The 25,240-nt window shown below is 61.8% G+C and carries 25 protein-coding genes and 2 pseudogenes; 18 read left to right on the forward strand and 9 right to left on the reverse strand.

Annotation, left to right across the window (positions count from 1 at the left end; genetic code table 11):
• Window positions 1–65: 65 nt before the first annotated feature.
• From ACLBKR_RS14660 to ACLBKR_RS14680, 5 genes are all read right to left on the reverse strand, one after another.
• Complete coding sequence (locus tag ACLBKR_RS14660) at window positions 66–1,055, reverse strand: TRAP transporter substrate-binding protein (RefSeq protein ID WP_112829231.1); 990 nt, start codon at window positions 1,053–1,055, stop codon at window positions 66–68.
• Window positions 1,056–1,180: 125 nt separating this feature from the next.
• Window positions 1,181–2,485, reverse strand: coding sequence for a TRAP transporter large permease (locus tag ACLBKR_RS14665; protein ID WP_112829230.1), 1,305 nt, complete (start codon window positions 2,483–2,485; stop codon window positions 1,181–1,183).
• Entirely contained in the window at window positions 2,485–2,982 is a 498-nt protein-coding gene (locus tag ACLBKR_RS14670) for a TRAP transporter small permease (protein WP_113437514.1), read from the reverse strand. Before ACLBKR_RS14670 ends, ACLBKR_RS14665 begins: the two co-directional genes overlap by 1 nt.
• 233 nt (window positions 2,983–3,215) lie before the next feature.
• A complete protein-coding gene (locus tag ACLBKR_RS14675) occupies window positions 3,216–4,391 on the reverse strand; it encodes a LysR family transcriptional regulator (protein ID WP_244709790.1) in 1,176 nt (391 codons plus the stop codon).
• Window positions 4,388–5,260 (reverse strand): NAD(P)-dependent oxidoreductase, encoded by an 873-nt coding sequence (locus ACLBKR_RS14680; RefSeq protein ID WP_113437516.1) that lies wholly within the window; start codon window positions 5,258–5,260, stop codon window positions 4,388–4,390. The genes ACLBKR_RS14675 and ACLBKR_RS14680 overlap by 4 nt, the downstream gene beginning before the upstream one ends.
• A 152-nt stretch (window positions 5,261–5,412) precedes the next feature.
• Here ACLBKR_RS14680 and ACLBKR_RS14685 point away from each other — a divergent pair, with 152 nt between their 5' ends.
• From ACLBKR_RS14685 to ACLBKR_RS14700, 4 genes are read left to right on the forward strand one after another with little or no spacing between them, the layout of a single operon-like run.
• A complete protein-coding gene (locus tag ACLBKR_RS14685) occupies window positions 5,413–6,147 on the forward strand; it encodes a PIG-L deacetylase family protein (protein WP_414899473.1) in 735 nt (244 codons plus the stop codon).
• 21 nt (window positions 6,148–6,168) lie between these two features.
• Window positions 6,169–7,131, forward strand: coding sequence for a VOC family protein (locus tag ACLBKR_RS14690; RefSeq protein ID WP_113487172.1), 963 nt, complete (start codon window positions 6,169–6,171; stop codon window positions 7,129–7,131).
• Window position 7,132: 1 nt separating this feature from the next.
• A complete protein-coding gene (locus ACLBKR_RS14695) occupies window positions 7,133–7,804 on the forward strand; it encodes a 4-carboxy-4-hydroxy-2-oxoadipate aldolase/oxaloacetate decarboxylase (RefSeq protein WP_112829225.1) in 672 nt (223 codons plus the stop codon).
• Window positions 7,797–8,849, forward strand: a complete 1,053-nt coding sequence (locus ACLBKR_RS14700; RefSeq protein WP_113447769.1) for a 4-oxalomesaconate tautomerase — start codon at window positions 7,797–7,799, stop codon at window positions 8,847–8,849. Before ACLBKR_RS14695 ends, ACLBKR_RS14700 begins: the two co-directional genes overlap by 8 nt.
• Before the next feature lie 53 nt (window positions 8,850–8,902).
• Here the strand turns inward: ACLBKR_RS14700 and ACLBKR_RS14705 are convergent.
• From ACLBKR_RS14705 to ACLBKR_RS14715, 3 genes and pseudogenes are all read right to left on the reverse strand, one after another.
• Window positions 8,903–9,324 (reverse strand): annotated as a pseudogene (locus ACLBKR_RS14705) (DDE-type integrase/transposase/recombinase); the annotation flags it as partial.
• A 52-nt stretch (window positions 9,325–9,376) separates the two neighbouring features.
• Window positions 9,377–10,264, reverse strand: a complete 888-nt coding sequence (locus ACLBKR_RS14710) for a transporter (RefSeq protein WP_113447770.1) — start codon at window positions 10,262–10,264, stop codon at window positions 9,377–9,379.
• 284 nt (window positions 10,265–10,548) lie between these two features.
• Window positions 10,549–11,490 carry a LysR family transcriptional regulator gene (locus tag ACLBKR_RS14715; RefSeq protein ID WP_112829222.1) on the reverse strand — a complete coding sequence of 314 codons (942 nt, stop codon included), beginning with the start codon at window positions 11,488–11,490 and terminating at the stop codon, window positions 10,549–10,551.
• Window positions 11,491–11,679: 189 nt separating this feature from the next.
• Between ACLBKR_RS14715 and ACLBKR_RS14720 the strand changes: the two genes are divergently transcribed.
• The 10 genes from ACLBKR_RS14720 (at window position 11,680) to ACLBKR_RS14765 (ending at window position 20,509) form a co-directional block, all read left to right on the forward strand.
• Complete coding sequence (locus tag ACLBKR_RS14720) at window positions 11,680–12,852, forward strand: prolyl oligopeptidase family serine peptidase (protein WP_113447771.1); 1,173 nt, start codon at window positions 11,680–11,682, stop codon at window positions 12,850–12,852.
• The gene (locus ACLBKR_RS14725; protein WP_113447772.1) at window positions 12,849–13,511 is read left to right on the forward strand and encodes an EthD domain-containing protein; all 663 of its coding nucleotides are present in this window, start codon (window positions 12,849–12,851) and stop codon (window positions 13,509–13,511) included. Before ACLBKR_RS14720 ends, ACLBKR_RS14725 begins: the two co-directional genes overlap by 4 nt.
• A 30-nt stretch (window positions 13,512–13,541) precedes the next feature.
• Entirely contained in the window at window positions 13,542–14,489 is a 948-nt protein-coding gene (locus ACLBKR_RS14730; RefSeq protein ID WP_113447773.1) for a VOC family protein, read from the forward strand.
• A gap of 3 nt (window positions 14,490–14,492) precedes the next feature.
• Window positions 14,493–14,870, forward strand: coding sequence for a Rieske (2Fe-2S) protein (locus ACLBKR_RS14735; protein WP_113447774.1), 378 nt, complete (start codon window positions 14,493–14,495; stop codon window positions 14,868–14,870).
• Complete coding sequence (locus ACLBKR_RS14740; RefSeq protein WP_113447775.1) at window positions 14,867–15,994, forward strand: FAD-dependent oxidoreductase; 1,128 nt, start codon at window positions 14,867–14,869, stop codon at window positions 15,992–15,994. Before ACLBKR_RS14735 ends, ACLBKR_RS14740 begins: the two co-directional genes overlap by 4 nt.
• Before the next feature lie 75 nt (window positions 15,995–16,069).
• Complete coding sequence (locus ACLBKR_RS14745; protein WP_113447776.1) at window positions 16,070–17,215, forward strand: MFS transporter; 1,146 nt, start codon at window positions 16,070–16,072, stop codon at window positions 17,213–17,215.
• Window positions 17,212–17,793, forward strand: coding sequence for a cupin domain-containing protein (locus ACLBKR_RS14750; protein ID WP_113447777.1), 582 nt, complete (start codon window positions 17,212–17,214; stop codon window positions 17,791–17,793). The genes ACLBKR_RS14745 and ACLBKR_RS14750 overlap by 4 nt, the downstream gene beginning before the upstream one ends.
• 53 nt (window positions 17,794–17,846) lie before the next feature.
• Entirely contained in the window at window positions 17,847–18,824 is a 978-nt protein-coding gene (locus tag ACLBKR_RS14755; protein WP_113447778.1) for a fumarylacetoacetate hydrolase family protein, read from the forward strand.
• Entirely contained in the window at window positions 18,824–19,741 is a 918-nt protein-coding gene (locus ACLBKR_RS14760; protein ID WP_113447779.1) for an NAD-dependent epimerase/dehydratase family protein, read from the forward strand. The genes ACLBKR_RS14755 and ACLBKR_RS14760 overlap by 1 nt, the downstream gene beginning before the upstream one ends.
• A 3-nt stretch (window positions 19,742–19,744) precedes the next feature.
• Window positions 19,745–20,509 (forward strand): cyclase family protein, encoded by a 765-nt coding sequence (locus ACLBKR_RS14765; RefSeq protein WP_113447780.1) that lies wholly within the window; start codon window positions 19,745–19,747, stop codon window positions 20,507–20,509.
• A 483-nt stretch (window positions 20,510–20,992) separates the two neighbouring features.
• Here the strand turns inward: ACLBKR_RS14765 and ACLBKR_RS14770 are convergent.
• Window positions 20,993–21,252: pseudogene (locus tag ACLBKR_RS14770) on the reverse strand (DDE-type integrase/transposase/recombinase); the annotation flags it as partial.
• Between the two features lie 154 nt (window positions 21,253–21,406).
• Between ACLBKR_RS14770 and ACLBKR_RS14775 the strand changes: the two are divergent.
• From ACLBKR_RS14775 to ACLBKR_RS14790, 4 genes are all read left to right on the forward strand, one after another.
• Window positions 21,407–22,510, forward strand: a complete 1,104-nt coding sequence (locus tag ACLBKR_RS14775) for an ABC transporter substrate-binding protein (protein ID WP_113426771.1) — start codon at window positions 21,407–21,409, stop codon at window positions 22,508–22,510.
• A gap of 150 nt (window positions 22,511–22,660) precedes the next feature.
• Window positions 22,661–23,377: an ABC transporter permease gene (locus ACLBKR_RS14780; protein ID WP_414899474.1), complete on the forward strand. Its 717-nt coding sequence runs from the start codon at window positions 22,661–22,663 to the stop codon at window positions 23,375–23,377.
• Window positions 23,374–24,177: an ABC transporter permease gene (locus tag ACLBKR_RS14785; RefSeq protein WP_414899475.1), complete on the forward strand. Its 804-nt coding sequence runs from the start codon at window positions 23,374–23,376 to the stop codon at window positions 24,175–24,177. The genes ACLBKR_RS14780 and ACLBKR_RS14785 overlap by 4 nt, the downstream gene beginning before the upstream one ends.
• A gap of 29 nt (window positions 24,178–24,206) precedes the next feature.
• The gene (locus ACLBKR_RS14790; RefSeq protein ID WP_112829208.1) at window positions 24,207–25,220 is read left to right on the forward strand and encodes a dimethylarginine dimethylaminohydrolase family protein; all 1,014 of its coding nucleotides are present in this window, start codon (window positions 24,207–24,209) and stop codon (window positions 25,218–25,220) included.
• Window positions 25,221–25,240 lie beyond the last annotated feature (20 nt).

The raw sequence follows: 25,240 nt of genomic DNA on the forward strand, positions 1-25,240 counted from the left end.
CGGGCCATCTTTTTGTCGACGGTGCGCCCGCGGGGTCCCCGCGACCCCGCGGCGCGACGCCTGTCTCAATTGCCCTTCAGGGCCTTGACGAAGGCGCTTGCCTCGAGCCCCTGGGCATCGGCGTCGGCGATGATCTTGTCGACGGCCGCGCTGCTTGCGGCGTTGAACTTGGCGGCTTCCTCCGGCGCCAGCGTGATCACTTCCTTGCCATCGGTGCCCGCGAAGTCCGAGAGTGCTTTCGCAGCAACCGAGAGCCATGCCTTGTTGCCGTTGATGGCGGCGGTACGGCCCGCATCCAGCACAATCTTCTGCTGGTCTTCGTTCAGATCGCCGAAGCTGTCGCGGTTCATGACAAGGAAGAAGTCCGACATCGTGGTGTCCATGCCCTGCGTGATGTACTTCGTGACTTCGGCAAGCTTGAACGCCTTGAGCGTCGTCGCATCGGTCATCGCGCCGTCGATGACGCCGGTCTGTATCGCATTATAGATTTCCGACGCCGGCATCGAGACCGGTGTCGCACCCCAGGCCTCGACGACGAGGCCTGCATTGCGCGACGGCACGCGGATTTTCAGCCCCTTCAGGTCATCCAGGCTGCGGATCGGTTTCGCACCCGTGAACAGCAGGTTCGGCGCGTTGTTCCAAAGTCCGAGCAGAACCACGCGCTTGTACTCGTCCGACAGCTTGTCGAGATTGGCAAGTATGCGCTCCGTGCCATTCTCGGCGGTGATCACGCCCGGCAGTTCGGCCAGAAGCGTCTTCGGGAAATTCGCAGCCGTGTAGCCCGGCAGACCGAAGGCGATGTCGGCGACACCTTCGAGCGCCCGGTTATACTGCTCGACCGGCCCCGGACCGATCTCGCCGCCCATGTAGAGCGTGACCGTCACCGCACCGCCGGTCTTGTCGGCGATGGTGGCCGCGAAGGGCTTGTAGGTGGAATCGACCACGAAATGGGTCGGTGGCTGGAAGTCGGCAAGCTTGAGGTCTTCGGCGGATGCAAAGGATGCAGCCAGCGTGAACGTCGCTGCAAGGGCGGCCGTGAGTGTCTTCAGTTTCATCCTGTGTTCCTCCCACTTTTGGATGATTGAATGCAGCCAGACCGGCGCGACCGGTACTGGCCATTGGCCTGGCGTGTCCGCCCGGCCGGCATGCGAAATATTGAGCGAACCGTCTGTCATGCGGTTCACCCGAACATCGTATTGGGCAGAAACAGCGCAATCCCAGGTATCGCGATAATCAGCAGCAGGCCGACGATCATGGCGAGAAGGAACGGCGCGACGCCGCGAAAAATGGTGGTCAAAGGCACATCCCCGGCCACCGCACGGACGACGAAAACGTTCAGTCCGACGGGCGGCGTGATCATGCCCATTTCGATGACGATCACCGCCACGACGCCGAACCAGATCGGATCGAAGCCGAGCGCCGTAATGACCGGAAAGACGATCGGGATCGTGATGACCAGCATGGACAGCCCGTCCATGAACATGCCCAGCACGATATAGGCGAGGATGATGACGAAGAGCGTGCCGTAGGCTCCGAGACCCAGTGCGCCGAGACCATCGCCAAGCGTTGCCGGGATGCGGGTGACCGCAAAGAACGGATTGAGCACGTTCGCGCCGATCACGATGGCATACAGCATGGCCGACGTGCTGAGCGTGCTCATCACGGCGTCGCGGAAATCGCCGAACGACAGGCGCCGCTTGACGACGGCCAGCAGGATGACCAGCGCCGCGCCGACGCCGGAGGCTTCGACGGGGGTGAAGACGCCGATATAGATGCCGCCGATGGACAGGACGATCACAAGAAGGAGCGGAGCGGCCCGACCCAGGATCCGAAAACGGTCGGCAAGCGCGACGGGTTCGCCGCGTGGGCCTGCATTGGGATCGAAGTACGAGATCAGCCAGACCACCACCATGAACAGCGCCGTCAACAGCAGTCCGGGCATCACGCCGGCCATGAACAGGCGACCGATCGATTCCTCGGTGAGGATCGCGTAAAGAACGAATCCGGTCGACGGCGGTATAAGAAAGCCGAGCGTGCCGCCGGCGGCGATCGCGCCGGTGGACAGACCAGGAGCGTAGCCAAGCCGGCGCATTTCCGGCAGCGCCACCTTGCCGAGTGTCACGGCGGTGGCGACCGAGGAGCCCGAAACGGCGGCAAAGACCGCGCAACCCAGCACCGAGGCGGAGGCGAGCCCCCCGCGGAACCGGCCAACCCAAGCGAAGGCGGCGTCATAAAGGCCGCGGCTGAAGCCCGCGGCCGACGAGATGTTGCCCAACAGCACGAACATCGGCACGACGATGAGATTGTAGTTGGATATGGCCGAGTAGCTTTCCGTCAGCAGGACGCCTCCGGCACTCCGCGGTCCTTCCAGAACCCAATAGCCGCCGAAGCCGACGAGGAGCATGGAAAATGCCACGGGGACACGCACGGTGAGGAGGGCAAACAGGCAGGCAATGCCCACAAAGCCGGCAACGAAGGGCGTCATCACTTCTCCCCCTTCAACAGGAGCACGACAAGCTGCACAGCAAAGGTCAACACGCAAAGCGCTGCCCCGGCCGCAAGGATCGCGTAGAACGGCCAGATCGGCATGCGCAGCATGTTGGTTGCGTCGCCCCATTGCCAGGCATCGAGCGCCTTCAGGACGGCGCGCTGCGCCAGGATGGACATCACGAACCCAGACAGGCAGTAGGCGACGACATCGCCGATAAACCGGCCCCAGCGGCCGAGAATGCGCTCGAAGACATCGACGGCGACATGCTCCCGCCTTGCGGTGCAGAACGGCAGGGACGCCATGATGAGCGCGACGGCGGTCAATTCCACGAATTCGTTGACGCCCAGGATCGGAATGCCGAGGACATAGCGCATGACAACCCCCAGCGTGACGATGGCGACGATTGCCAGCAGGCAGATTGCGCCGATCAGGGCCAGATAGAAGGTCGCCTTCTCAAATCGCGCAGACCAGATATCAATTGCGTCACGCATGGCTTACCAAAGCTCCTGCGCAACTGATTTCGCGGTGGCGACGATCGGCCAAGCCGGCCGGGGTCACCTCAATGCAGACGGTCCATCCCTCCGTCAGCAGGTTCATATTTACCGGCACCATGCAACCTCCCATTCAAATTGCGTTCGAACCTCATTCGACTTTTCGAGATGAGACTATTGGGAATATCGGCGCATTAGCCAATTCAAAGGCGGCGACCCTGGATTAGTTCAGGCTATAGCGTTTCGTCTTCGACACTTTCGCGCAGCAACGCCAGGAACAGTTCCTGCGCCTTGGTTGGCGCCCAGGTGGCGCGATAGGTCAGGCCAATCTGCCGCGACTGCCAACCGACCTTGACCTTGACTTCCGTGACCAGCCCCTTGGATATTTCCGCGCGCGCCTGCGCACTGGAAATGCAGCCGAGATGATCGCTGTTGTCGAGGACTTCTCGCATGAACAGGATTGAACCGGCCTCCGTGATGCTGTCCGGCTGACCGAGCCCGGCAAAGAATGCGTTGAACTGGTCGCGGGCGGGCGTCCCCTGACGGGGAACCACCCAGGCGTATTCCCTGAGCTCCGCAAGGCTTACATCCTCCCGGCCGGCCAGCGGATGGTGATTGCCGGCCAGCACCGTGAGCTTGTCTGAAAACAGAGGCTCCTGGACGATGTCTCCGATCGGCGCCGGCACCCTCAGCGCCCCGACGATCATGTCTATTTCGCCCCGCCTGAGCCCGCCCAGCAACTCGTCATAGAGCCCGTCCATAATCAGGACGGGATGGTGGGGACGCTGCTGACGGAAGCGCACCAGGGTCCGAGGCAACAGCACGGATCGCGACAGCGGCAGTGCGCCGATGACGATGCGGCCGGCCTCGCTGCCATCGAGTTCCGCAAGGTCCGCCTCAAGCTGATCCAGTTCCCGAAAGGCCAGCATCACCGCCTGCACCAGCGTGCGCGTGGCGCGCCCGGCGATCATGCCGAACGAAGTGCGCTCGAACAGGTTGCGGCCCGCTTCCTGTTCGAGTTGCGAGATCGCCCGATGTACGGTGGGCTGCGCGAGCCCCAGCCGGCGGGCGGCGAGCGTGAAATTCTCGGTTTCGTGCACGGCGACCAGAGCCTGCAATTGCGCCGTGGTTGCGGTCAGCCGCAGACGCGGCGAGATATCGGAGAGTGCCGGATCGAGGAGAGCGAAGGCGCGCTTCACCCGGTTGGCAAGAACCTCGCCGCGCAGCGTGGCGAAAAACCCCTGCCGGGTCCGGTCGAAAAGCGGACCGCCGGCCTCATTCTCCAACTTGCCGAGCGCTTGCGTCACCGCAGGCTGCGACACATGGCAGACCTCCGCCGACTGCGTCAGCGACCCGGTCTTCACGACCGACAGATACAGGCGAAGATGGCGGAGGTTGCGTGAAATCACATTCGATCCAACAATGTCTTGAGACGGTCCTTGAGATCGGCGGTTCCGGGATCGGCATGCAGCGCGCCGATGCGCTCCTGCCATTGTGCAGTCGCTGAACTCATGGCTCCGGAAAAGCCAAGTTCCTGGATCGTCAGCGCGACTTCCCGCATTTCCGCCGCCCGGCGCATGCCGTGCACCATCATGCGCTCCAGATTGTAGGCGCCGCGGCGGCGCCATTCGAACGCCGGGTCGGATGCCTCGAGCGAGGCAATGACGCTCTCCTCCACGCCGGCCCGCTGCGCGGCAAGGAAACATTCCGCAGTCAGCGCCTCGATGCCCTTGACCATCACCGAGCGGATCATCTTGATCGACGAAGCCTGCCCCACCTCGCTTCCGGCGATCTGCGGGCACATGTCGAGCGATTGCAGCGCGGCGGCGGCGTCTTCGGCATGCGGTCCGGACACCAGCATCGGCACGCGATGGCGCTTGGGGTAGACCGGCGCCATGACCGCCACATCGACGTAGCGCCCGCCGGCCTTCTCGATGACCTCCGCCGCCCGGCGTTTCGTCCCTGGCGCGCAGGAGTTGCAGTCGAACCAGAACGCCCCAGGCGCAATACCGTCGGCAGCAGCGCTGGCGGCTATCAACGCCTGATCGGCCGTCACCACGCTGAAGACCGCATCCACGCCGGCAAGCGCTTGCTGGGCCGTCTCGCAGCCTGCAACGTCATGCTCCGCGTATCGCGCCTGCATCACCGCGCCGCCATCGATATCGAAGGCGGTCAGCCTCAGGGGTCGCCCTGCCCCCCAACCACTGACGAATGCCGCTGCGGCCTCGCCGAAACCGATGAAGGCGAGCCGCTCAACTTTGCCGGAATTACTTTTCATGTCGATCTCCAAATATGTCCGAAGACTGGCAAACGGCATCCGGCTTCACCAGCGTTCATAGCATGAACTTATGCCACGGCACAGGCTTTCGAATTGTCGGCACACGGGGCGGTATGGAATGTCTCCTGCAACGAAACCCAAGGAGAGCAAACATGTCTGCCAAAAAAACCGCCCTCGTTATTTCTGCACACGCCGCGGATTTCGTCTGGCGCTGCGGCGGTGCCATCGCTCTTCATGCATCCATGGGTTATAAGGTGACGGTCGCCTGCCTGTCCTTCGGCGAGCGCGGTGAATCCGCGAAGCTCTGGAAGCAGCCGGGCATGACCCTGGATGTCGTCAAGAAGGCCCGCCGCACCGAAGCCGAGAAGGCCGCGGAAGCGCTCGGCGTCCACGATCTCGTCTGCCTCGATCTCGGCGACTATCCGCTGGAGCTTTCCCGCGACGACAAGAACCGGCTGGTCGACGTGATCCGCAAGGTGCAGCCGTCCTTCATGCTGTCGCATTCGCAATACGACCCTTACAACACCGATCATATGTACGCGACACAGGTGGCGCTGGAATGCCGGATGATAGCCCAGGCCTGGGGCCACAACCCCGGAGAAAAGGTGCTGGGCGCGCCGCAGCTCTACCTGTTCGAGCCGCACCAGACCGAGCAGATGAGTTGGAAGCCCGACACCTTCCTCGACATCACCCCGGTCTGGGAGAAGAAGCGGGCTGCGATCGAATGCATGGAAGGCCAGGAGCATCTGTGGGAATACTACACCCGCGTAGCCATCAATCGCGCCAATCACTTCAAGCGCAATTCAGGCGGCCAGTCGGGCGGGCGCGACTGCAAATATGCCGAGGGATTCCAGTCCATCTTCCCGCGCACGGTCGACGAACTCTAATCGGAATTCCCGGAGGATAGCATGACGGAACCCTGCTTTGACCTTGCCCATCTCGCGCATGTCGAGATGTACACCGACCGGTTCGAGGAAAGTCTCGATTTCTTCACGCGCATCTACGGCCTGAAGCTATCCGGGATGGACGAGAATTCCGCCTATCTGCGCGCCTGGGACGACTACGAATTCCACTCGCTGAAGCTGACACGCCACCACACCACCGGCGTCGGCCACATCGCCTATCGCGCCTCGTCGCAAGCGGCTCTCATGCGCCGGGTCAAGGCGATCGAGGAAAGCCGGTACAAGGTGATCGGCTGGGTCGATGGCGACCGTGGCCATGGCAAGGCCTTCCGTTTCGAGGATCCGTTCGGCCATGTCTTCGAGATCTACTGGGATACCGTCTGGTACGAGGCACAGGAAGAAGCAGAGAAGGCCGCGCTGAAGAACACCGCCTCCGCCTTCACGGGGGCTGCGCCGCGCAGGCTCGACCACCTCAATCTCCTGTCCGAGAACGTCACGGATTTCCGCGCCTTCATGGAGACCTGCCTCGGTAGCCGAGTGACGGAAATGATCCAGCTCGACAATGGCCGGCTCGGCGGTTGCTGGTTCACGGTCAACAACAAGACCTATGATCTCGCCTGCACCGAAGAGCATGGCGGCGGTCAGGGGCGGCTGCACCACGTCACCTATGCGACCGACCAGCGCGAGGACATATTGCGCGCCGCCGACATCTTTCTGCAAAACGGCGTCCACATCGAGACGGGCCCGCACAAGCACGCGGTTCAGGGCACCTTCTTCCTCTATGTCTGGGAGCCGGCGGGAAACCGGGTAGAGCTCGCCAATTCCGGCGCGCGCCTCATTCTCGCACCGGACTGGCAACCGGTCGTCTGGACCGAAAAGGACCGCAAGAAGGGCCAGGCCTGGGGCCTGAAGACCATTGAGACTTTCCACACCCACGGCACCCCGCCGGTTGAAACGAAGGGACACTGACATGGCCGTCGTCATCCAGAATATTGTGCGCGCCGATCAGGCGATCATCGATCGGCTGGCTGCAGCAGGCGTCGCCACCGTCCATGAGGCCCAGGGCCGCAAGGGCATGCTGTCAAGCTGCATGCGGCCGATCTACGCCGGCGCGCAGATCGCCGGTTCCGCCGTCACCATTTCCGCTCCCCCCGGCGACAACTGGATGCTGCACGTGGCGATCGAACAGCTAAAGCCCGGTGACATCCTCGTGCTGGCGCCGACATCGCCCTGCGACAACGGCTACTTCGGCGACCTGCTCGCCACATCCGCCATGGCGCGCGGCTGCCGCGGCCTCATCATCGACGCTGGCGTGCGCGACATCCGCGACCTCACGGCGATGGGTTTCCCCGTCTGGTCGAAGGCGATCTCGGCGCAGGGCACCGTCAAGGAAACACTCGGTTCGGTCAACGTGCCGATCGTCTGCGCCGGCGCGCAGGTCGATGCCGGTGACATCATCGTCGCCGACGATGACGGTGTGTGCGTCGTCAGGCGCGAGGAGGCCGAAACGGTGCTCGCGGCTGCCGAAAAGCGTCTTTCCGCAGAGGAAGCCAAGCGCAGGCGGCTTGCCGCAGGTGAACTCGGTCTCGACATTTACGACATGCGGCCGCGACTGGCCGAAAAGGGTCTGAAATATGTATGAGGACGGTATTCCCTGCCTTTGGATGCGTGGCGGGACATCGAAGGGTGCATATTTTCTGGCGAGCGACCTGCCCTCCGAGCCCGAGGCCCGCAATGCGCTGCTTCTGAGGATCATGGGATCGCCCGACCCGCGGCAGATCGATGGTATCGGCGGCGGCGATCCACTGACCTCCAAGGTCGCGATCCTCTCTCCCTCTACCCGGGACGATGCCGATGTCGATTACCTGTTCCTGCAGGTCTTCGTCGACCAGGAGCTCGTCAGCGATGCGCAGGGCTGCGGTAATATCCTGGCCGGCGTCGGACCGGCCGCGATCGAACGCGGACTTGTCGCGGCGACCGGCAACCAAACGCAGGTGCGCATTCACATGGTCAACAGTGGCGAGATCGCGCTTGCGCGCATCCAGACGCCGGGCGGCCGCGTCAGTTATGCCGGCGCCACAGGGATTGCCGGCGTGCCCGGGGTCCATGCCGCGGTGCCCCTGCTCTTCCTCAACATCGCCGGCTCGATGTGCGGCTCGCTCCTGCCGACCGGCAACGCCGTCGACGTTATCGACGGCATCGACTGCACGCTGATCGACAACGGCATGCCGTGCGTCATCATGCGCGCCGCCGACTTCGGGCTGTCCGGCAAGGAAGACCGCGAAGAGATCGAGGCCATGAACGAGCTCAAGGCGCGCATCGAGGCCATCCGCCTGAAGGCCGGTCCAATGATGAACCTCGGCGATGTCGAAAAGGCGTCGGTGCCGAAGATGACGCTTGTCTCCGCGCCGGACCAGGGCGGCGCGATAGCAACCCGAAGTCTCATTCCGCATCGCGTCCATGCCTCGGTCGGTGTGTTTGCCGCCATCACCGTGGCAACGGCGACACGACTCGCCGGAAGCCCGGCGGCCGCGCTTTGCAAGCCTCCCGCCGACGGACGCTATCGCATCGAACACCCGACCGGCGATATGGAGGTCTTTCTCGATATCGCGGAAGACGGGTCGATAAGGGGAGCAGGAAACGTCCGCACGGCTCGCAAGCTCTTTGACGGCAGGGTTTTTGTATAGCCAGCGGGATTGGCTCTGTTGAAAATATTCCGCCTGGCTGTAATGAGGCCCTCCTACACGTCATTCAAGCGGTTTTGGCTTCGAGAGTCTGTCCGAGCCTCTCCACGAATGTCGCCGGTTAGATTGAAAATTGCAGCCTGTCCCTTGCGTAAATCGGGCATGACCTCGAATCCCTTGATCGTCGCGCATGCCGTTTTCAGCTTCTGACCGGCTTGATGAGCTGTTCCAACTCGCCATGGTCAGCCTCAACAACGTTGTTCAGATATTTGACCCGCCGGTGCACAAGCTCTTTCGGGCCTTTGTCATCAGCCTTCAATCCCGAGATCGCGATGCCGTAGGTCGGCGCCTTGTCGGTTTTGATGACTGTTGGCTTTTTCCAATCCTTCAAGCCATTCAGAGCCTTGCCGAGAAATCACTTGGCTGCTTTGGCATTGCGCGTCGGCGACAGATAGAAATCGATCGTGTTGCCGTACCGGCAAAGGATGAACCGTGGGGAGAGGGTAGTCGCCCTCTCCCGGCGATCGATCCTAAAACTTGGTGGCAAAATTGACCCAGACAGCGTTACCTTGAGCTCGGTTCTCTGCGAAAACGTCGTGTTGCCACGACGCGCTGACCTGCATCCCTGGATTGAAACTGTAGCTGATCGACGGACCGATGGCGAAACCCTTGCCGCGATGTCCGTCTGCGGCAACCCCGGGTCCGGAGTCGTCAGAGATCTGCTGGAGATAATAGCCGACCGCGCCAACACGCCATTTATCGAAGTTCCAACCGACCGCATAGTCCAGGACGAATTCCGTACCGGACGTGTAGTCCGTGTCAGTATTCTCCGTGTTGAATATCAGGCGAGCCGTCGCGCCGACCTCCAGACCCTGCGGATCCAAATAGTGATAGCCGAGGGTCGGCTGAACGGACCAGTGGTTGACGCCGATGTTGGCGATGTCGGAGGCGTCGTACTGGCCGGTTGGCAATGCCACGTCGACACCCACGACGAACGTATTGTTGCGATCCGGGTGCCAGGCGAGTCCCACGGAGGTGGTGACGTCGGCGAGGCCGAGCGTGGTGTCGTCACCGAATGGCAGCGACATGTCGAGATGGACGACCGGAACGACGAGTTGTCCCCAGAGCTGGGCGCCCCCGATTTCGATGTCACTGACGTAGAGGAAGCGGAAGGTTTCCGCCAGCGCCTTGACCTCGAAGTCGATCGGCACCCTGTCGCCGTTCGAGTCGTTGGTCCGGTCGGCGGTGAAATAGTTGGTCTGGGAAAGAAAATAGAGACCGGGATAGGGTGGAATGCTCGCAGCGAAGAATTGCGCCGAACCTGGCGAATACTGCGTGTTGCCGTTCTCGGCAGCCTGCACCTGACAGAGCGCTGTTGCCGATAGTGCCGCGGCAAGCCCGAATTTCCTGAATTTCATTATTCATCCTCCTCACATGAACAACGACGACGATACCCGCGAGAAGGGCTCCGGGTTGCAAACGCGCGCATGACGTCATTCTCGCGGTAAGCGAGTCTGGTCATCCAGATTGCCTGCTGTCCTCCCCCTCGGCGGCCACCTCGCCACCGGCGCATCGAGATTCCCTAATCTAGGGAAATTCGATACGACCTGAAATCCGAACTAAGTCGGCACTTGACGAATGTAAAATGGTCATTGGCAATACGAGCTATTCGCAGAATAAATACCCGGCTCGGATATATTCATCACGTCGCGGGATATATGCCTTTGACCGTGCCATCCTCAGCGATCGAGTGCACCGCCTCATGAATCTGCTCGCGGATCCACGAAAGGGCCGGATCACGTGTCCGGTAACTGTGCCACTGAAGCGACTGCTGCAGCGCGGGCAGCGGAAACGGCGGCTCCACGATCTTGACGCCGCCGAGCTTCGACAGGACCTCTGCCAGGCTCCGCTGCACCAGACCGACCCTTCGGCTTCCGCGAACAAGTAGCGGTAGCGACGTGAAGAAATAGGTGGTCACCTCGATCCTGAGCTTGATACCAACGCGATCGAAGGCCCGTTGGGCGAAGCTTTCCCCGCCATTGGGCGGTTGCATCACGACGTGACCGGCGGACAGAAAGTCGGCCTCCGACATCACACCGGAGGAGAACGGCCCGTCCGCATCGACGACACAGCAAAGCCTATCCTCAAGCAGCGTTTCCATCGGATGATTGGTTGAACAGAAGACGGTGGGCGCGATCAGCAGGTCGGCCTCGCCACGTTCCAGCAGAAGGTGCGGATAGTTCTGCTGTGGCTTGAATTCGATCTGGATGGCGGGCGCCAGTTTCTCCAGACGCTGGAGAAACGCCGGCATGATTGTAAGGACGGTATAGTCCGACACGATGAAGCTGAAGCTCCGGCTCGAGTCCCCGGGAGAGAACGACGGGGTTGAAACGACGGCTGCCTCGATCCGGACGATGATGTCGCGCACTGGCTGTTCGAGCGATGCGGCTAATGGTGACAGTTCCATGGATCGCCCGACCTGAATAAGAAGCGGATCGTCGAAATAATCCCGCAACCGCCCGAGCGCATTGCTCATCGCTGACTGTGTGATGAACATTTCCTCGGCCGCACGGCTGACGTTGCGGACACGGATCAGCGTATCGAGCGCCGCCAGCAGGTTCAGATCGAGGTTCTTGAAACGCATGAGTCCCCCTCCCAGATATTCATGGCGTAAATATAAATCATTTATCAAAGCAATTTTGTAAACAGATTGATTTTCGTTAAGTCTCCCCTCGGGAGGAAATGATTGTCATGTGGCCGGCCGAGCCATGCCGTCAGTCGAATCTCCTCCCGATGAAATTTGCGCCGCCAGCGGCGATCTCGAGGAGACCCAATGTTCAAGTATTTTCCGACCAACTACGTCTGGAACCTCTCGGTCAATCTGTCGATCGAGATGGGCGCCCGGATGGGAGAGATCGAGGAAATGTGCGCCCCGCTGCAGGACGCGGCCAAGGCGCCGGATGCGGCCGGAACGCAGGCATTCCGCGAAACCTGGATTCATATGGCGGACAAGCTGGTTTCCCTTGCGGACGAGGACGAAGCCAAGGGTCGGCTGATTTCGGCCGGCGACAAGCTGATCCGTGCCGCCAACTACATGCTGACCGCCGAACGTTTGCTGGCGCATGGTTCGGAGGGGCGCGTCGCTCTTTACCAACGCTTTCTTTCCACCTTCGAGAAAGGTCTGGCGCTGTCCGGCTCGCCCTGCCGCCGGGTGGAGATTCCCTACGAGGGAACGCATCTTTCGGCGATCTATGTGCCCGCCGAAGGCGTCGAGGGCCCCGCACCGCTGCTGGTCCAGGTCAACGGCCTCGACAGCACGAAGGAGATGAAACTTCTCGTCGGCCTGCCGGGCTGGCTCGCCAAGCGCGGCGTGGCCTCGCTGATCGTCGACCAGCCGGGCACGGGCGAAGCGCTTCGCCTTCAGGGGCTCACCGCCCGCTTCGACAGCGAGCATTGGGCCAGCCGCGTCGTCGATTGGCTGGAGGGCCGGCCGGCCGTCGATCCCAGGCGCATCGGCATGGAAGGCGTGTCGCTCGGCGGCTACTACTGTCCGCGCGCGGTCGCCTTCGAGCCGCGGTTTGCCTGCGGCGTCGTCTGGGGTGCCAATCACGACTGGCGGGACGTGCAGAAGAAGCGCCTTGCCCGCGAGGGTAATTTCCCCGTCCCCCACTACTGGAGCCACGTCATGTGGGTCTGGGGCGCCAAGGACATGGACGAGTTCATGCAGATCGCCGAAAACATTCATCTGAACGGCATCCTCGACCGGATCCGCGTGCCCTTCCTCGTGACCCATGGCGAGAAGGACAGCCAGATCCCCCTTCGGTGGGCGCATGCCACCTACGATCAGCTGGTCAACAGCCCGAGGCGCGAACTGAAGATCTTCGACGAGCGCACCGGCGGCGTGCAGCATTCGAGCTTCGACAATTCCGCCAATGCCGGCGCCTATATCGCCGACTGGGTCGCGGAAACCCTTGGCGGACGCACGGTCGCGGAGCAAGCAGCATGACGATCAAGACAATGATCTGCGGTCGGCGGCGTCTCGGGCAGACGCTTGGCGAAAACCGTGCGCACATGAAGGACCATCACGGCAGGCTGGTGCTGGACTACATCGCCCGCGAGCCGTCCCAGGCGCCGCGCCGCTACGTCCAGAACCATGTCTTCGACGGCATTTATTTCGGCGGTGACGGGCAGCCCAAGGCCCTCTCGCTCGGTCTGGATTTTGTCACCGAAGTCTGGTTTCCGGACATGGCGGCGGCGAAATCCTCGCGCGAGACGCCCTTTTATCTCGAGCAACTGCAGCCGGACGAACCCAAGATGGTGGATGAATCCTCCGTACTCGGCCTTCCGGTCACCGAAGAGTTGATCCTGCCGCCGGGCGTGCGGGACGGCGCCGTGAAAGTCTTCCTGTTCTGGTTCAACAATGCACCGGACGCCAAGACAGTGCCCGAAGCCGTAAAGGGCCCGGGCTACGGCATGTTCGGCCAGTGTCGCAACCTGCCGCTGTTTCCGGGACCGATCGAGGCCGTCGACGAATTCTGGCTGCCGGACGAGGCCGCCGGGCTTGCCTTCGCGCAGGCCTGCCGCGATGCCGCCGGGGCATTCGTTCCCTCCGACACACGTTACTGCCTGGCGATCGCCCGCGAACATGTTCTCCACGCAGGCTAATCAAGACATCGGAATAGAAAGGAATGTCCCATGAACATCATAGGGCCTGATTATCTCGTCTTCGGCGTTGACGATGTCGCCGCCTGTTGTGAGTACCTGGATGCCTTCGGCCTGAAGCCGACGGACGTTACCGCTGCCGGCGGCCTGTTCGAGGCGCTGGACGGCACAGGCATCATCATCCGCCACAAGTCCGATCCGTCGCTGCCTCCGCCGTTGCCAACGTCGAACATGCTGCGCCAGCAGGTCTATGGCGTGCGCTCCGCCGAGGATCTCGACGCGATCGAAGCGGAGCTTTCCAGGGACCGTCGGGTGGCGCGCCTGTCCGACGGCTCGATCGAACTGAAGGATGACCATGGCTTCGAGCTCAAGTTCCAGGTCACGATCCGCCGCGAACTCGTCATGCCCGCGGAAAAGATCAATGCGCCGGGCGCGCCGGCGCAACGCAGGCCGAACGAAATCGGCGTCTGGGAAGAAATGCCGGCGCTGCCGCGCACGCTCAGCCATGTCGTGCTGTTCGTTCCCGACATCGACATCGCCACCCGCTTCTACTGCGACCGCCTCGGCTTCGTGATCACCGACACGCTGACGGGGGCCGGCCCCTTCCTGCGGCCGAAGGCGAACGACGACCACCACACTCTCTTCTTCATCCGCACGCCTGAATACATGAAGGGGTGCGAGCACCTCGCCTTCCACATGGGCGGCCCGACCGAGCTGATGGTTGCCGGCACGCGCTTCGTGAAGAAGGGCTATCAGAGTTTCTGGGGTCCCGGCCGGCACAAGTTCGGTTCGAACTGGTTCTGGTACTTCAACAGCCCGCTCGGCTGTCATTTCGAATATGACGCCGACATGGACAAGCACGACGATAGCTGGATCGCGCGTGAAGCGCCGATGGGCGCCGAGGCCTCGCAGATCGTGTTGTTCGAAATGCGCGAGAAGTGGGCTCCCACCGGAGGTCCGCCGCCCGGCGCGAAGCGTTGACATATGCAGAGCGCCGCGCGAAAACTCCACTATCTGTGCCGGTCCGACGAGATCGGCGAGGCCGAGGCGAAAGGCTTCGGCCCCTTTGACGGAGCGCGCCGGAAGATCGTCCTGATCCGGCGCCAGGGCGTTCTCTACGCCTGGCTCGATGCCTGCCCGCACTATTCCACCGGCACGCCGATGGCATGGAAGACAGACGCCTACCTGAATGGCGAGAAGACCCATCTGACGTGCCACTCGCATGGCGCGCTTTTCGAAATCGATACCGGCCAATGCGTTCTTGGACCTTGCCTGGGACAAAAACTGACAGCCGTAGACATTGCCGTGAGCGACGAGGGGGAGATTTTCGTCGCCGCACCCCCAGAGGAGGAAACCACATGAATTCAAATTCCAAAGTGCTTGTCATCGGCGGCGGCTTCGCCGGCATGACCGCGGCGCTGCAACTGTCCCGCAAGGGCTTCGAGGTGGATCTCGTCGAGATCGACGCCGGGTGGCGCTCCTATGGCGCCGGCATCAGTCTGCACGGCTCGACGCTTCGGGTATTGCGGGATCTCGGCCTGATCGACCGGTTTCTCGAGGAAGGCTTCGCCAGCGACGGCGTGCAACTGCGCGGGCCGGACGACTCCGTGCTTGTCACGCTGCCGACCCCGCGCGTGGCCGGCGCCGACATCCCCGGCGACGGCGGCATCATGCGTCCGGCGCTCGCCAAGATCCTTTCCGAAGCCGTACGCTCTTCCACCACCAAGGTTCGCTTGGGGCTCACCTTCACCGACATCGTCCAAGGCGACGATGGAGTGCATGTTACCTTCGGCGACGGCAGTTCGGATACCTACGACCTCGTCGTCGGCGCGGACGGCCTCAATTCCGCCGTCCGTGCCAAGATCTTTCCAGAGGCCCCCAAACCGCGCTTCATCGGCCAGTCGGTCTGGCGCGCCGTGCTGCCAAGGCCCGAGGGCATCGATACCGTCACCATGTGGATGGGCCCGAAGCTCAAGGTGGGTTTGAACGGCGTCAACAAGAACCAGGCCTACCTGTTCCTAACTGAAGATCGCCCGACCAACGACTTCGTTCCGCCGGAGGTGCTGGTTGAAACCTTGCGGGGCCTGCTGGAGCGCTTCCCCTCCCCAATCATCCGCAGGATTGCGTCGGAACTGTCCTCCGAGCACCAGATCATCTACCGCCCGCTCGAGCAGATGCTTTTGCCACGGCCCTGGTTCAAGGGCCGCGTGGTGCTGATCGGCGATGCCGTGCATGCCACGACGCCGCATCTGGCGGCCGGCGCCTGCATCGGCATCGAGGACGCCATGGTGCTGGCCGAAGAATTGGGCCAAGGGGCCGATGTCGGCTCCGCCCTTGCCGCATTCGAAGCAAGACGCTGGGAGCGCTGCCGGATGGTGGTCGAGAATTCCGGCCAACTGGCCGACATCGAGATCCATGGCGGCAGCCGCGAGGCGCATGCCGCGATCATGCAGGCTTCCATGAAAACGCTGGCGGAAGCCATCTGAGACAAGTTGCGGTGGTGCTGGGATTTGGGAGATCGCGCACCGTTTGCCGCCGTTCAAAACGCTGGAGGAACAAGAATGTCAGGACAGAAATTCGGTGTGGCCGGGGTCATTGCCCTCGTCGTCGGCCACTTCTCGGGCATGCTCGATCTCATCGCGCTGCCCGTCTGGGTCGGCGCACTGGTCGAGCGTTTCGGCTTCAGCCCGCAGCAGGCGGGCGCGCTGGCAACCCTGTTCCTCGTCGGCGCGGTACTCGCAAGCACCTTGGTCGCGCCGCGCTTCGACAGGATGAACCAGAGACTGGCCGCGACCTTGGGCTTCGGCGTGGCCGCGGCAGCCTTCCTGCTAGCATCGACCCAAGCCGGCTTCATGCCGCTCGCCCTGCTCCATCTCGTCGCAGGCACCTCCGTCGGCGTCGCGCTCTCCATGGTGCACGGGACAATGGGACACGCGGCCAATCCGCATCGCCTCATCGCGCTGGCCGGCATTGCGCTGGGCCTGCTCGCCATCATTCTGCTGGCCGTCATTCCGCAACTGCTGATCGCCTATGGCGGCCCGATCCTGTTTCAGGTTTTCGCCGGCATCATGGCGGTCGCCACAATCAGCTCGGCGCTGCTCTTCCGCAACCCCGTGAGCAGTGTCGAACATCAGAGGCGGCCCTTCAGCCGCGCGGTCTGGCTCACGATCTTCGGCATCAGCATCATGACCTTCAACCAGGCGATGGTGTTTTCGTTCGTCGAGGTGATCGGCAAGGCGCGCGGCTTCTCACCCGATAGCGTTCTCGCCGTCCTGATCGCGCTGGGCTTCGTCAACTTCGTCCTGCCATCGCCATCGGCGGCGTTCCTTCAAACGCGCGTCTCGGCGACGCTGGTCACCCAGATCGGGCCCGCGGTTCAGGCCGTTCTCGCGGTCATCGTCACATCGGCGACGACCTTCACCCTCTGGGCGCCCGCCGCTGCGGTGTTCGTGTCCATCCAGATATTCACCCATACCTTCGCCTTCGGGCGACTGGCCAAGCTCGATCCGACGGGTCGCGCCGTTGCCGCCACCCCTGCCATGCTGATGGTTGGTGCCGCTCTTGGCCCCGTCGTAGGTGGCGCACTTGGCGAAAACCTTGGCTTTGCCGCACTTGGCGTCGCGGCCGTGCTTGTCGGTGCGACTTCTATTGCCCTCTTCACCAAGGCGAAGTCCGCCGACGCCTTTACCAAGGTAAGAACCGCATGACAAACTTTCCCCCCATCACCCGCGTCGTGACCGGACACAGCCCGGACGGGCGCTCCATTCTGACCGAGGTCGGACCGCTACCGACCGTCGTGGAGATCACCGCCATTCCGGGCACCGTATTCCACGAGGTCTGGTCGACGGCGGGAAGCCCCGCGCGCGTCGCCGACGACGGCGACCCGACGCTTGGGGCCCTCGTGCTGCCCCCGCCGCCCGGCGGCACCCGCATTCGCTTCGTCGACATTCCGCCGGACACCGAGGATTTCCTGAAGGCGGGGGCTAGGCGGATGGGCGAAGCGTTCGAGCAGATCGGCGACAAGGCCGCCTCGACGGCCAAAGAGAGCTCACCGCATCCGCTGATGCACCGGACGGAGTCGATCGACTACGGCATCGTCATCGAGGGCGAAATGACCCTGGTGCTGGATGATGGCGAGGCACTGCTGAAACCCGGTTCCGTGGTCATCCAGCGCGGCACCAACCACGCCTGGGCCAATCGGTCCGGCAAGATGTGCCGAATGCTCTTCGTGCTCGTCTCCGGCACTTACGATCCCACGCTTGCCGCGAGCCTCGCCGAGCGATGACGCGCAATTTCCCGAAGGCCTAGCAGGCCTCGAACAGCATCAATGAGGTCCCCATGAAGCTCGCAACCTACCATGACGGAAGCCGCGACGGCCAATTGTGGGTCGTCTCGCGCGATCTGACGCTGGCATTACCGGCAACCGGCATTGCTCCCTCCCTGCTCTCAGCCATCGAAGACTGGGATGCCCTTTCTCCGCGCCTCGCCAGCCTCTACGACCGGCTGAACACGGGCGAGGAACCGTTCGCGACCCGTTTCGAGCCAAGACGTTGCCTGGCACCGCTCCCGCGGGCGCCGCAATGGCTGGATGCGTCGGCGTTTCTCAATCACGGGCGGCTGATGGACAAGGCCTTCGACAATCCGCCCAATCCGGACTTCGAGACGATCCCGCTGATCTATCAGGGCGCCAGTGACGATTTTCGTGGTCCGCTTGCCGATGTCGAATTCCCAGACGACGGGCTGTTGATCGACATGGAAGGCGAGTTCGGCGTCGTGCTCTCGGATGTGCCGATGGGGACGACGCCTGAGCAGGCGGAAGCCCATATACGCCTGCTGGTGCAGATCAACGATTGGTCGCTGCGCGCGCTTGGTCCGCGCGAAATGCGCGCCGGGTTCGGCTTCCTGCAGGCAAAGCCCTCCACCGCCTTTGCGCCCGTCGCGATCACGCCGGATGAGCTTGGCCCGCAATGGGCGAAGGGACGCGTCAACCTCCCCTTGCATGTGGAAATCAACGGCCGTGAAGTCGGACGCGCCCGTGGCGACGAGATGCATTTCTCCTTCGGCCAACTGATCGCCCATTGCGCCCGCACCCGCAGGCTATCCGCAGGGACGATCGTCGGCTCGGGCACTGTCTCCAATGCGGATCGGAACGCCGGCTCGTCCTGCATATCGGAAATCCGCGTGATCGAACTTCTCGACGAAGGCGCCGCGCGCACGCCCTTCCTCACCTGGGGCGACCGCGTGCGGATGGAGGCGCGTCTGCCGGATGGTTCCGCCCCCTTCGGGGTGATCGACCAGAGCGTGGTGCGGACCTGATGCGTATTCTGGTCACCGGCGCCGACGGCTTTCTGGGACGGGGTCTGGCCGCCGCTTTCCCCGAGGTCTATCCCGATGCGCAAAGGATTGTCCTGACGGACCGGGCCTTTTCCGGGCCGGCTCCGTCCGGTTCGGAAGCGATCGCCGGCGATCTCGGCGACCAGGATTTTCTCACGGATCTGCTGGAGCCGGGTTTCGATCTTGTCTTTCATCTGGCAAGCGTTCCGGGCGGCCTGGCCGAGCGGGAACAGGATCGTGGCCACCACGTCAATCTGCTGGCGCCCCTGGCTCTCGCGCGCGCGGTAGCGGCAAATCACCCCGGCGCCCGCTTCGTGTTTGCCTCCTCAATCGCCGTATACGGCGACCTGGATGAATACCCCGTGACGGCGGAAACGCGGCCGGCGCCGCTTATCACCTACGGCGCTCACAAGCTGATGATGGAGATCCTGCTCACCGACATGACACGACGCGGGGCGCTGTCGGCCATAAGCCTGCGCTTTCCCGGCATCGTCGCCCGACCGGTCGGCGAAAGCGGACACGGATCGGCGTTCATGAGCCAGATCTTCCACAGCATCGCCGCTGGCGAGACCTATGACTGTCCCATTCCCGCGGCCAGCACCTGCTGGTGGATGTCGAGGAAAGCGGCTGTCTCCACCCTGTTGCACGCCGCAAGGCTCGCCGACTCCGTCCAAACCGTCGTCCAGCCTCCGGTCCTGCATGCCGATCTGAACGAGGTCTGTGACGCGGTCTGCCGCGTCACCGGCAAACAGGCCCATATCCGCTGGGGCGATGACGACAACCTGCGACGCATCTTCGGCGCCATGCCGCCGCTCGACGCCACACCGGCGCTCGCCCTCGGCTTCCGCGCCGACGCCAATCTCGACACGCTGGCGAAAGCCGCACTTTCAGGAGACTGACCCATGAAGATCATCGACCTCTCGGTGGCCATCGAGAACGACATTCCCGCCGACCCGCCAGGGCTCGGTCCGAGGATCAGCTACACCAACCATGCGGAGGGCGCGGAAGAAGTGCTTCGCTTCTTCCCCGGCCTCGATATCGCCGAGGTTCCGGGCGGCGAGGGCTGGGCTGTCGAACAACTGCACCTGACAGCCCATGCCGGCACGCATCTGGATGCACCCTGGCACTTCGCCTCCACCATGAACAATGGCGAGCGTGCCTGGACCATCGACGAGGTGCCGCTGGACTGGTGCATCCGACCGGGCGTGAAGCTCGATCTGCGCGGGCTTCCCGATGGCCATGTGGCGACAGCCGCAGACATCGAGGCTGCCGTGAAGGCCACGGGCCGCGCGCTGCAACCCTTCGACATCGTGTTGGTCAACACCGCCGCAGGCGCCGCCTATGGCCGCCCGGACTTCCTTGGCCGCGGCTGCGGCATCGGTCGCGAAGCGACGCTCTGGCTGATGGCGCAGGGTATCCACATCGCCGGCACGGACGCCTGGTCGTGGGACGCCCCCTTCCCTGTCACGGCAAAACGCTTCGCCGAAACCGGCGATGCAGGTCTTATCTGGGAAGGTCACAAGGCTGGTCGTGAAGGCATTTTCATGCACATGGAGAAGCTGACGCGGCTCGACGAACTGCCGCCCCACGGGTTCACCGTGTCCTGCCTGCCGGTCAAGATCAAGGGCGGATCAGCGGGTTGGTGCCGGGCGGTGGCAATTCTTTGATCTGAAGTGCCTCCCTAAGCGATTTTGCGAGGAAGCTTGCGCCGTTGAACTCCACTCTATGCATCGGATAGGCCCGGAGTCCAACCGATTTCCGGCGCCCAGAGGTCCGCGCGTCGGACGAATCCCCCAAGGTGGTCGACTGGCTCTGTTGCAGAAATTTTGTCGCTGCTGCGTGAAAGAGCGCCGAATATTCTCAACGAGATTGTCTATGAGCGATTTCAAGTGGCGGAATAAACAGTACGAACCGAAGAGCCCGTGGCATCTTATTGCGCGGCGAAGCACGGTCAGTCGATGGGGATCGGTTCGAGCGCAGAATTTCAGGGCCAGCGGTCATATCAAACCGCGCTTACAAGCGGGAGACATGACTGCGCACCGACCCGCCAAGCTCTAGCATCGACTGAAGCTCCTTGCCGGGCGGGCGCCATCCAGACATTGCGATAGTGCCTGCATTCCCTTTTTCCCGGCGCCAGTTTCTTGCGGCAATCAGGCAATTGCGCCCGTTACGGCTTTCCAATGCGCTGTTGCGCGGATGCGGTGAACGTGAGTGGCAAGGGCGGATCGTTTGTGGTGTGGGGCGACGAAGAGATTTCGGAGCATCGAGAAGATCGAGATGAACCGCTGCAAGCTGGTGGCTGATCGGAAACCCTCATCGTCCGTTCCCGCTTTCGCAGCGGCAGATGAGAATTTTCCGCTCGATTGTTGAGACCCTTGTGGGACCTGTGTCCGACAGCCGGCATAACGTCAAGAACGGGTTGCAAAGCAGCAAAGGCGTGTTACACATTACGCAACCGGTTTACTCAACCGGTTCACTACGAGCTCGAATTGATCTCCGATTTTCGTGCTCCTCGATATTCAAAAAAGCGCGATCTCAAGGTCGGCCAAAAAAGGGGTTCAGCAATGTCGCAGTCAAAATTTAGACAAGACGCTCTTTCGATTGCTTTGAACGGCTTCAAGAATGGGCAGATCGATCGTCGATCGTTCCTGGTTGCCATGGGTGCTTTGGGCCTGACCGTTGCGGTAAAACCGGGCAAGGCTGCCGCAGATGCAAACGAAATCGTCATCTGCAACTGGGGCGGCGCTGCCGTTGACGCGCACCAGGAAGCGTTTGGAAAGCCGTTCACGGCGAAGACGGGCATTAAAGTCGTCGTAGACGGCGCAGGTCCCGATACCGCTGCAATCCGCGCGCAGGTCGAAGCCAACGCCGTTATCTGGGATGTTACGGACGGCGGCATGACCGATGCGGCAACACTTGGAAAGGGTGGATATGTGCGGCCGATCGACTATTCCGTTGTCGACAAGAATAAAGTCGGCCCGGAAATGGCGGCGGAATTCGGAATTGCCAACTATGTCTTTGCCAATGTTCTTGCCTACAATTCCGAAATGACCAAGGGCGTTGCGCCGTCCGGATGGGCGGACTTCTTCGACCTTGAAAAATTCCCTGGCAAGCGGACGATGTGCAAATATGTGCAGGGTCAGCTTGAGGCGGTGTTGCTTGCAGACGGTGTGGCCCCGAAAGACATTTACCCGCTCGACCTGGACCGCGCCTTCAAAAAGCTGAAGCCGCTCCTTCCGCACCTGATTTTCTGGGATAGCGGCGCACAAAGCCAGCAACTGTTCCGCGACGGCGAGGTGGTCATGGGCAATATCTGGCACTCGCGTGCGAATTTGCTCAGCAAGGAAACCAAGGGACGCCTGACCTGGAGCTGGGACCAGAACCTCCTCTTCCTCAGTGCCTGGTCAGTCCCGAAGGGAAATCCGGCTGGCGACAAAGTGTTCGAGTTCATCAATTCCAGCCTCGATCCTGAAGGACAACTGTTGCTGTTGCGCAGCATGGGTGGTGGACCGACCAACCCGAAAGCCATCGCCATGATGACCGACGAAGACAAGAAGGTCAGCCCTTCGACTCCCGAAAACGCAGTGACACAATTCAGGGTCGATCCCGCCTATTACGCGGAGAACGAAGCTGAAATTCAGAATAAGTACCTGGATTTCATTTCCTGATCCTGATGGACGCTGTCAATCGCTATGGTCGCAAAATTTAATCGTCTGGCTTTTGCGTTAACGGTGCCTGCCAGCGCCGTTACGCTGCTTGTCTATATTGCGCCTATCCTGCAGGTCCTTGCATTGAGTTTTACCGACCCGAAGCCGGGTTTGCAAAATTATCAGGGACTTGCATCGAGCAATGCCGTCTGGAAAGTGGCGACGACGACGCTGAACGTTTCGTTGCTAACGATGGTGCTGACCGTCATTGCCGGCTATATCGTCGCCTTCGGCCTGCTGCACATGACGCTGAAAGCGCGAAACATCGCGCTTTTTTTTGTGCTCGTGCCCTTCTGGATTTCCGTCCTGGTCAGGGCCTTTGCCTGGGTCACAGTGCTTCGGCGTGAAGGCGTAATCAATTCCCTGCTGATGGATGTCGGGCTCATCCACCAGCCGCTCGATCTCGTCTACAATCGTCTGGGTGCCATAATCGGTATGGTTCATTACATGATGCCATTTGCGACGCTTCTTCTTTTCGCAAACCTTTCAGGGATCGACCACCGTATCATTCAGGCTGCCCGTTCCCTTGGAGCGCGACCGGCGACGATCTTTCTTCGTATATGGATACCGCTCAGCATGCCGGCGATCGTGGTTTCATGTGTATTTGTCTTCATCTATTCGCTGGGATTTCTGATAACGCCCCAGATTCTCGGTGCCGGGCGAACCGTCATGTTGGCTGAATTCATTGCCACCCAGATGTCGACGCTCAGATGGGGGGTAGCAACGGCGCTTGCAGTCGTTCTTCTGGTGATCTGCTCCGGCTCCGTCTTCCTGCTGATGAGGCGTCCGGCGCTGCGCGCGGCATTCGAGGGGAGGGATCTGCGATGACAGCGCGCCGTAGGTCTGCCTCTGCCCTCAACCGCATTCTCGTCGGTCTTATGCTGGCATTCCTGATCCTGCCGGTTCTCGTCGTCATTCCGGTCGCGTTGACGGATAGGGATTATCTCTCCCTTCCGGAGCATGGTCTGTCGCTCAGGCATTTCCTTTCCGTATTTGACTGGGACGCGGGCTGGCTTCCCAGCATGTTGACAAGTCTTGCAATCGGCCTTGTTGCAAGTTTCTTTGCCACTGTGCTCGGGACTGCTTACGCTGTCGGCGCATGGTCTCTGAACGGATGGTGGCCCTCCACCACGCGAATGCTGATCCTGTCGCCGATCATCATTCCACCGATCATTTATGCGGTAGGGATTTTCAAGCTCTGGGCCAGGCTCCACATGCTCGATACGGTTATCGGTGTCGTCATCGTCCATATCATCCTGTGCTTGCCCTTTGTGATCCTTGCGATGGGCTCGACCCTGTCCAACCTCGATCCGCGCATGGTGCAGGCCGCCCGGAGTCTCGGCGCTCGGCCGGGAACCGTCTTCTTCAGAATTGTGGCTCCCCATATCTGGCCGGGGGTTCTCTCTGCGGCGATCTTTGCCTTCATCACCTCCTGGGACGAGATAACGGTCACGCTCTTTATCACCAGTCGCACCGTCATCACTTTGCCCCGGCGTATCTGGACGAGCATCGCCGATAATGTCGACCCCGCCCTTGCCGCCGTCGCAAGCCTGATGCTGATCGTCGTCAGCCTCGGCATCATCGCCCATACGTGGCTCGCCAACCGGCAGTTGCCACCGAAAACCTGATTTTTCATATCACTTCCTGGAGTTACATAATGAGTCATACACCTGCCATGAGCGAACACGAGTTCCGCGAGAACGAGTTCTTTCGTATATTCGCCTCGGTTCCCGAACCCGCCTTTCACGAACCGGATGAACAGACGCAGGTCTGGGGGCAGCCATGGGGATGCAACAGCGACGTTGGCCGCTTGCGCGCGGTGTTGATGCATCGGCCGGGGCGTGAACTCGATGTGATCAAGAACGTACCGATGCCGGAAGTCGGTGGCTATGGCGACCCTGAGGAGGGCTGGTACTGGATCGGCAAGGACATGCCGGATCTGGAAGCCATGCAACTCGCCCATGATCGCCTGACGGCGGCCCTGATGGCGGAGGGCGTCAAGATCCATTATGTCGGCGAAGCTGCGCCGGGCCGTCTAAACCAGGTCTACACACGTGACAACGTCATCGCGGTCAAGGGTGGAGCCATCATCACCCGCATGGCGCGCAAGGTGCGTCGCGGCGAGGAACTCCCCGTCATGCGGGCGCTGGCAAAGGCCGGATGCCCCATTCTCGGGACTGTACACGGGGCGGGTGTGTTCGAAGGTGGTGGCTTTGCACTGATCGACGACAAGACGGCGGTCTGCGCCCTCTCCATCGCCTGCAACGAGGAAGGCGTCGCCCAGGTCGAATCCTATCTACGGTCGGTGGGGGTGACGCTGATTAAGCTGCCGATGCCCGGCTACCGGATCCATATCGATGGCAGTTTCATGATGGTCGACGTGGAAACGGCTATCGTCAACACCAATGAACTGCCTTATTTCTTCATCGACTACCTGAAAAAGCGCGGCATGCGGCTGATTGATCTGCCGCCCGAGGACAATGCCTATTCGCTCAATTGCCTTGCCGTGTCGCCCGGCCGGGTAATCATGCACAGCACCGTTTCACCGCGCCTTGCCGAACGGGTCGATGCTGCCGGGATTACCGTCATACCGGTGGAATATGATGCAATCGAATCGGGCGGCGGCGGCATCCATTGCACTACGGCACCCCTGGCCCGCGACTCCATCTAGAAACAGGGAGTCTCAGGATC

The organism is Paenirhizobium cremeum, from assembly GCF_047553425.1.
GTDB lineage: Bacteria > Pseudomonadota > Alphaproteobacteria > Rhizobiales > Rhizobiaceae > Allorhizobium > Allorhizobium cremeum.

Excerpts from the sequence above, each read along its gene's own strand:
- ACLBKR_RS14660 (WP_112829231.1), bottom strand. The coding sequence starts at position 1,055 with ATGAAACTGAAGACACTCACGGCCGCCCTTGCAGCGACGTTCACGCTG.
- ACLBKR_RS14665 (WP_112829230.1), bottom strand. The coding sequence starts at position 2,485 with ATGACGCCCTTCGTTGCCGGCTTTGTGGGCATTGCCTGCCTGTTTGCC.
- ACLBKR_RS14670 (WP_113437514.1), bottom strand. The coding sequence starts at position 2,982 with ATGCGTGACGCAATTGATATCTGGTCTGCGCGATTTGAGAAGGCGACC.
- ACLBKR_RS14680 (WP_113437516.1), bottom strand. The coding sequence starts at position 5,260 with ATGAAAAGTAATTCCGGCAAAGTTGAGCGGCTCGCCTTCATCGGTTTC.
- ACLBKR_RS14685 (WP_414899473.1), top strand. The coding sequence starts at position 5,413 with ATGTCTGCCAAAAAAACCGCCCTCGTTATTTCTGCACACGCCGCGGAT.
- ACLBKR_RS14690 (WP_113487172.1), top strand. The coding sequence starts at position 6,169 with ATGACGGAACCCTGCTTTGACCTTGCCCATCTCGCGCATGTCGAGATG.
- ACLBKR_RS14695 (WP_112829225.1), top strand. The coding sequence starts at position 7,133 with ATGGCCGTCGTCATCCAGAATATTGTGCGCGCCGATCAGGCGATCATC.
- ACLBKR_RS14700 (WP_113447769.1), top strand. The coding sequence starts at position 7,797 with ATGTATGAGGACGGTATTCCCTGCCTTTGGATGCGTGGCGGGACATCG.
- ACLBKR_RS14710 (WP_113447770.1), bottom strand. The coding sequence starts at position 10,264 with ATGAAATTCAGGAAATTCGGGCTTGCCGCGGCACTATCGGCAACAGCG.
- ACLBKR_RS14715 (WP_112829222.1), bottom strand. The coding sequence starts at position 11,490 with ATGCGTTTCAAGAACCTCGATCTGAACCTGCTGGCGGCGCTCGATACG.
- ACLBKR_RS14720 (WP_113447771.1), top strand. The coding sequence starts at position 11,680 with ATGTTCAAGTATTTTCCGACCAACTACGTCTGGAACCTCTCGGTCAAT.
- ACLBKR_RS14725 (WP_113447772.1), top strand. The coding sequence starts at position 12,849 with ATGACGATCAAGACAATGATCTGCGGTCGGCGGCGTCTCGGGCAGACG.
- ACLBKR_RS14730 (WP_113447773.1), top strand. The coding sequence starts at position 13,542 with ATGAACATCATAGGGCCTGATTATCTCGTCTTCGGCGTTGACGATGTC.
- ACLBKR_RS14735 (WP_113447774.1), top strand. The coding sequence starts at position 14,493 with ATGCAGAGCGCCGCGCGAAAACTCCACTATCTGTGCCGGTCCGACGAG.
- ACLBKR_RS14740 (WP_113447775.1), top strand. The coding sequence starts at position 14,867 with ATGAATTCAAATTCCAAAGTGCTTGTCATCGGCGGCGGCTTCGCCGGC.
- ACLBKR_RS14745 (WP_113447776.1), top strand. The coding sequence starts at position 16,070 with ATGTCAGGACAGAAATTCGGTGTGGCCGGGGTCATTGCCCTCGTCGTC.
- ACLBKR_RS14750 (WP_113447777.1), top strand. The coding sequence starts at position 17,212 with ATGACAAACTTTCCCCCCATCACCCGCGTCGTGACCGGACACAGCCCG.
- ACLBKR_RS14755 (WP_113447778.1), top strand. The coding sequence starts at position 17,847 with ATGAAGCTCGCAACCTACCATGACGGAAGCCGCGACGGCCAATTGTGG.
- ACLBKR_RS14760 (WP_113447779.1), top strand. The coding sequence starts at position 18,824 with ATGCGTATTCTGGTCACCGGCGCCGACGGCTTTCTGGGACGGGGTCTG.
- ACLBKR_RS14765 (WP_113447780.1), top strand. The coding sequence starts at position 19,745 with ATGAAGATCATCGACCTCTCGGTGGCCATCGAGAACGACATTCCCGCC.
- ACLBKR_RS14775 (WP_113426771.1), top strand. The coding sequence starts at position 21,407 with ATGTCGCAGTCAAAATTTAGACAAGACGCTCTTTCGATTGCTTTGAAC.
- ACLBKR_RS14785 (WP_414899475.1), top strand. The coding sequence starts at position 23,374 with ATGACAGCGCGCCGTAGGTCTGCCTCTGCCCTCAACCGCATTCTCGTC.
- ACLBKR_RS14790 (WP_112829208.1), top strand. The coding sequence starts at position 24,207 with ATGAGTCATACACCTGCCATGAGCGAACACGAGTTCCGCGAGAACGAG.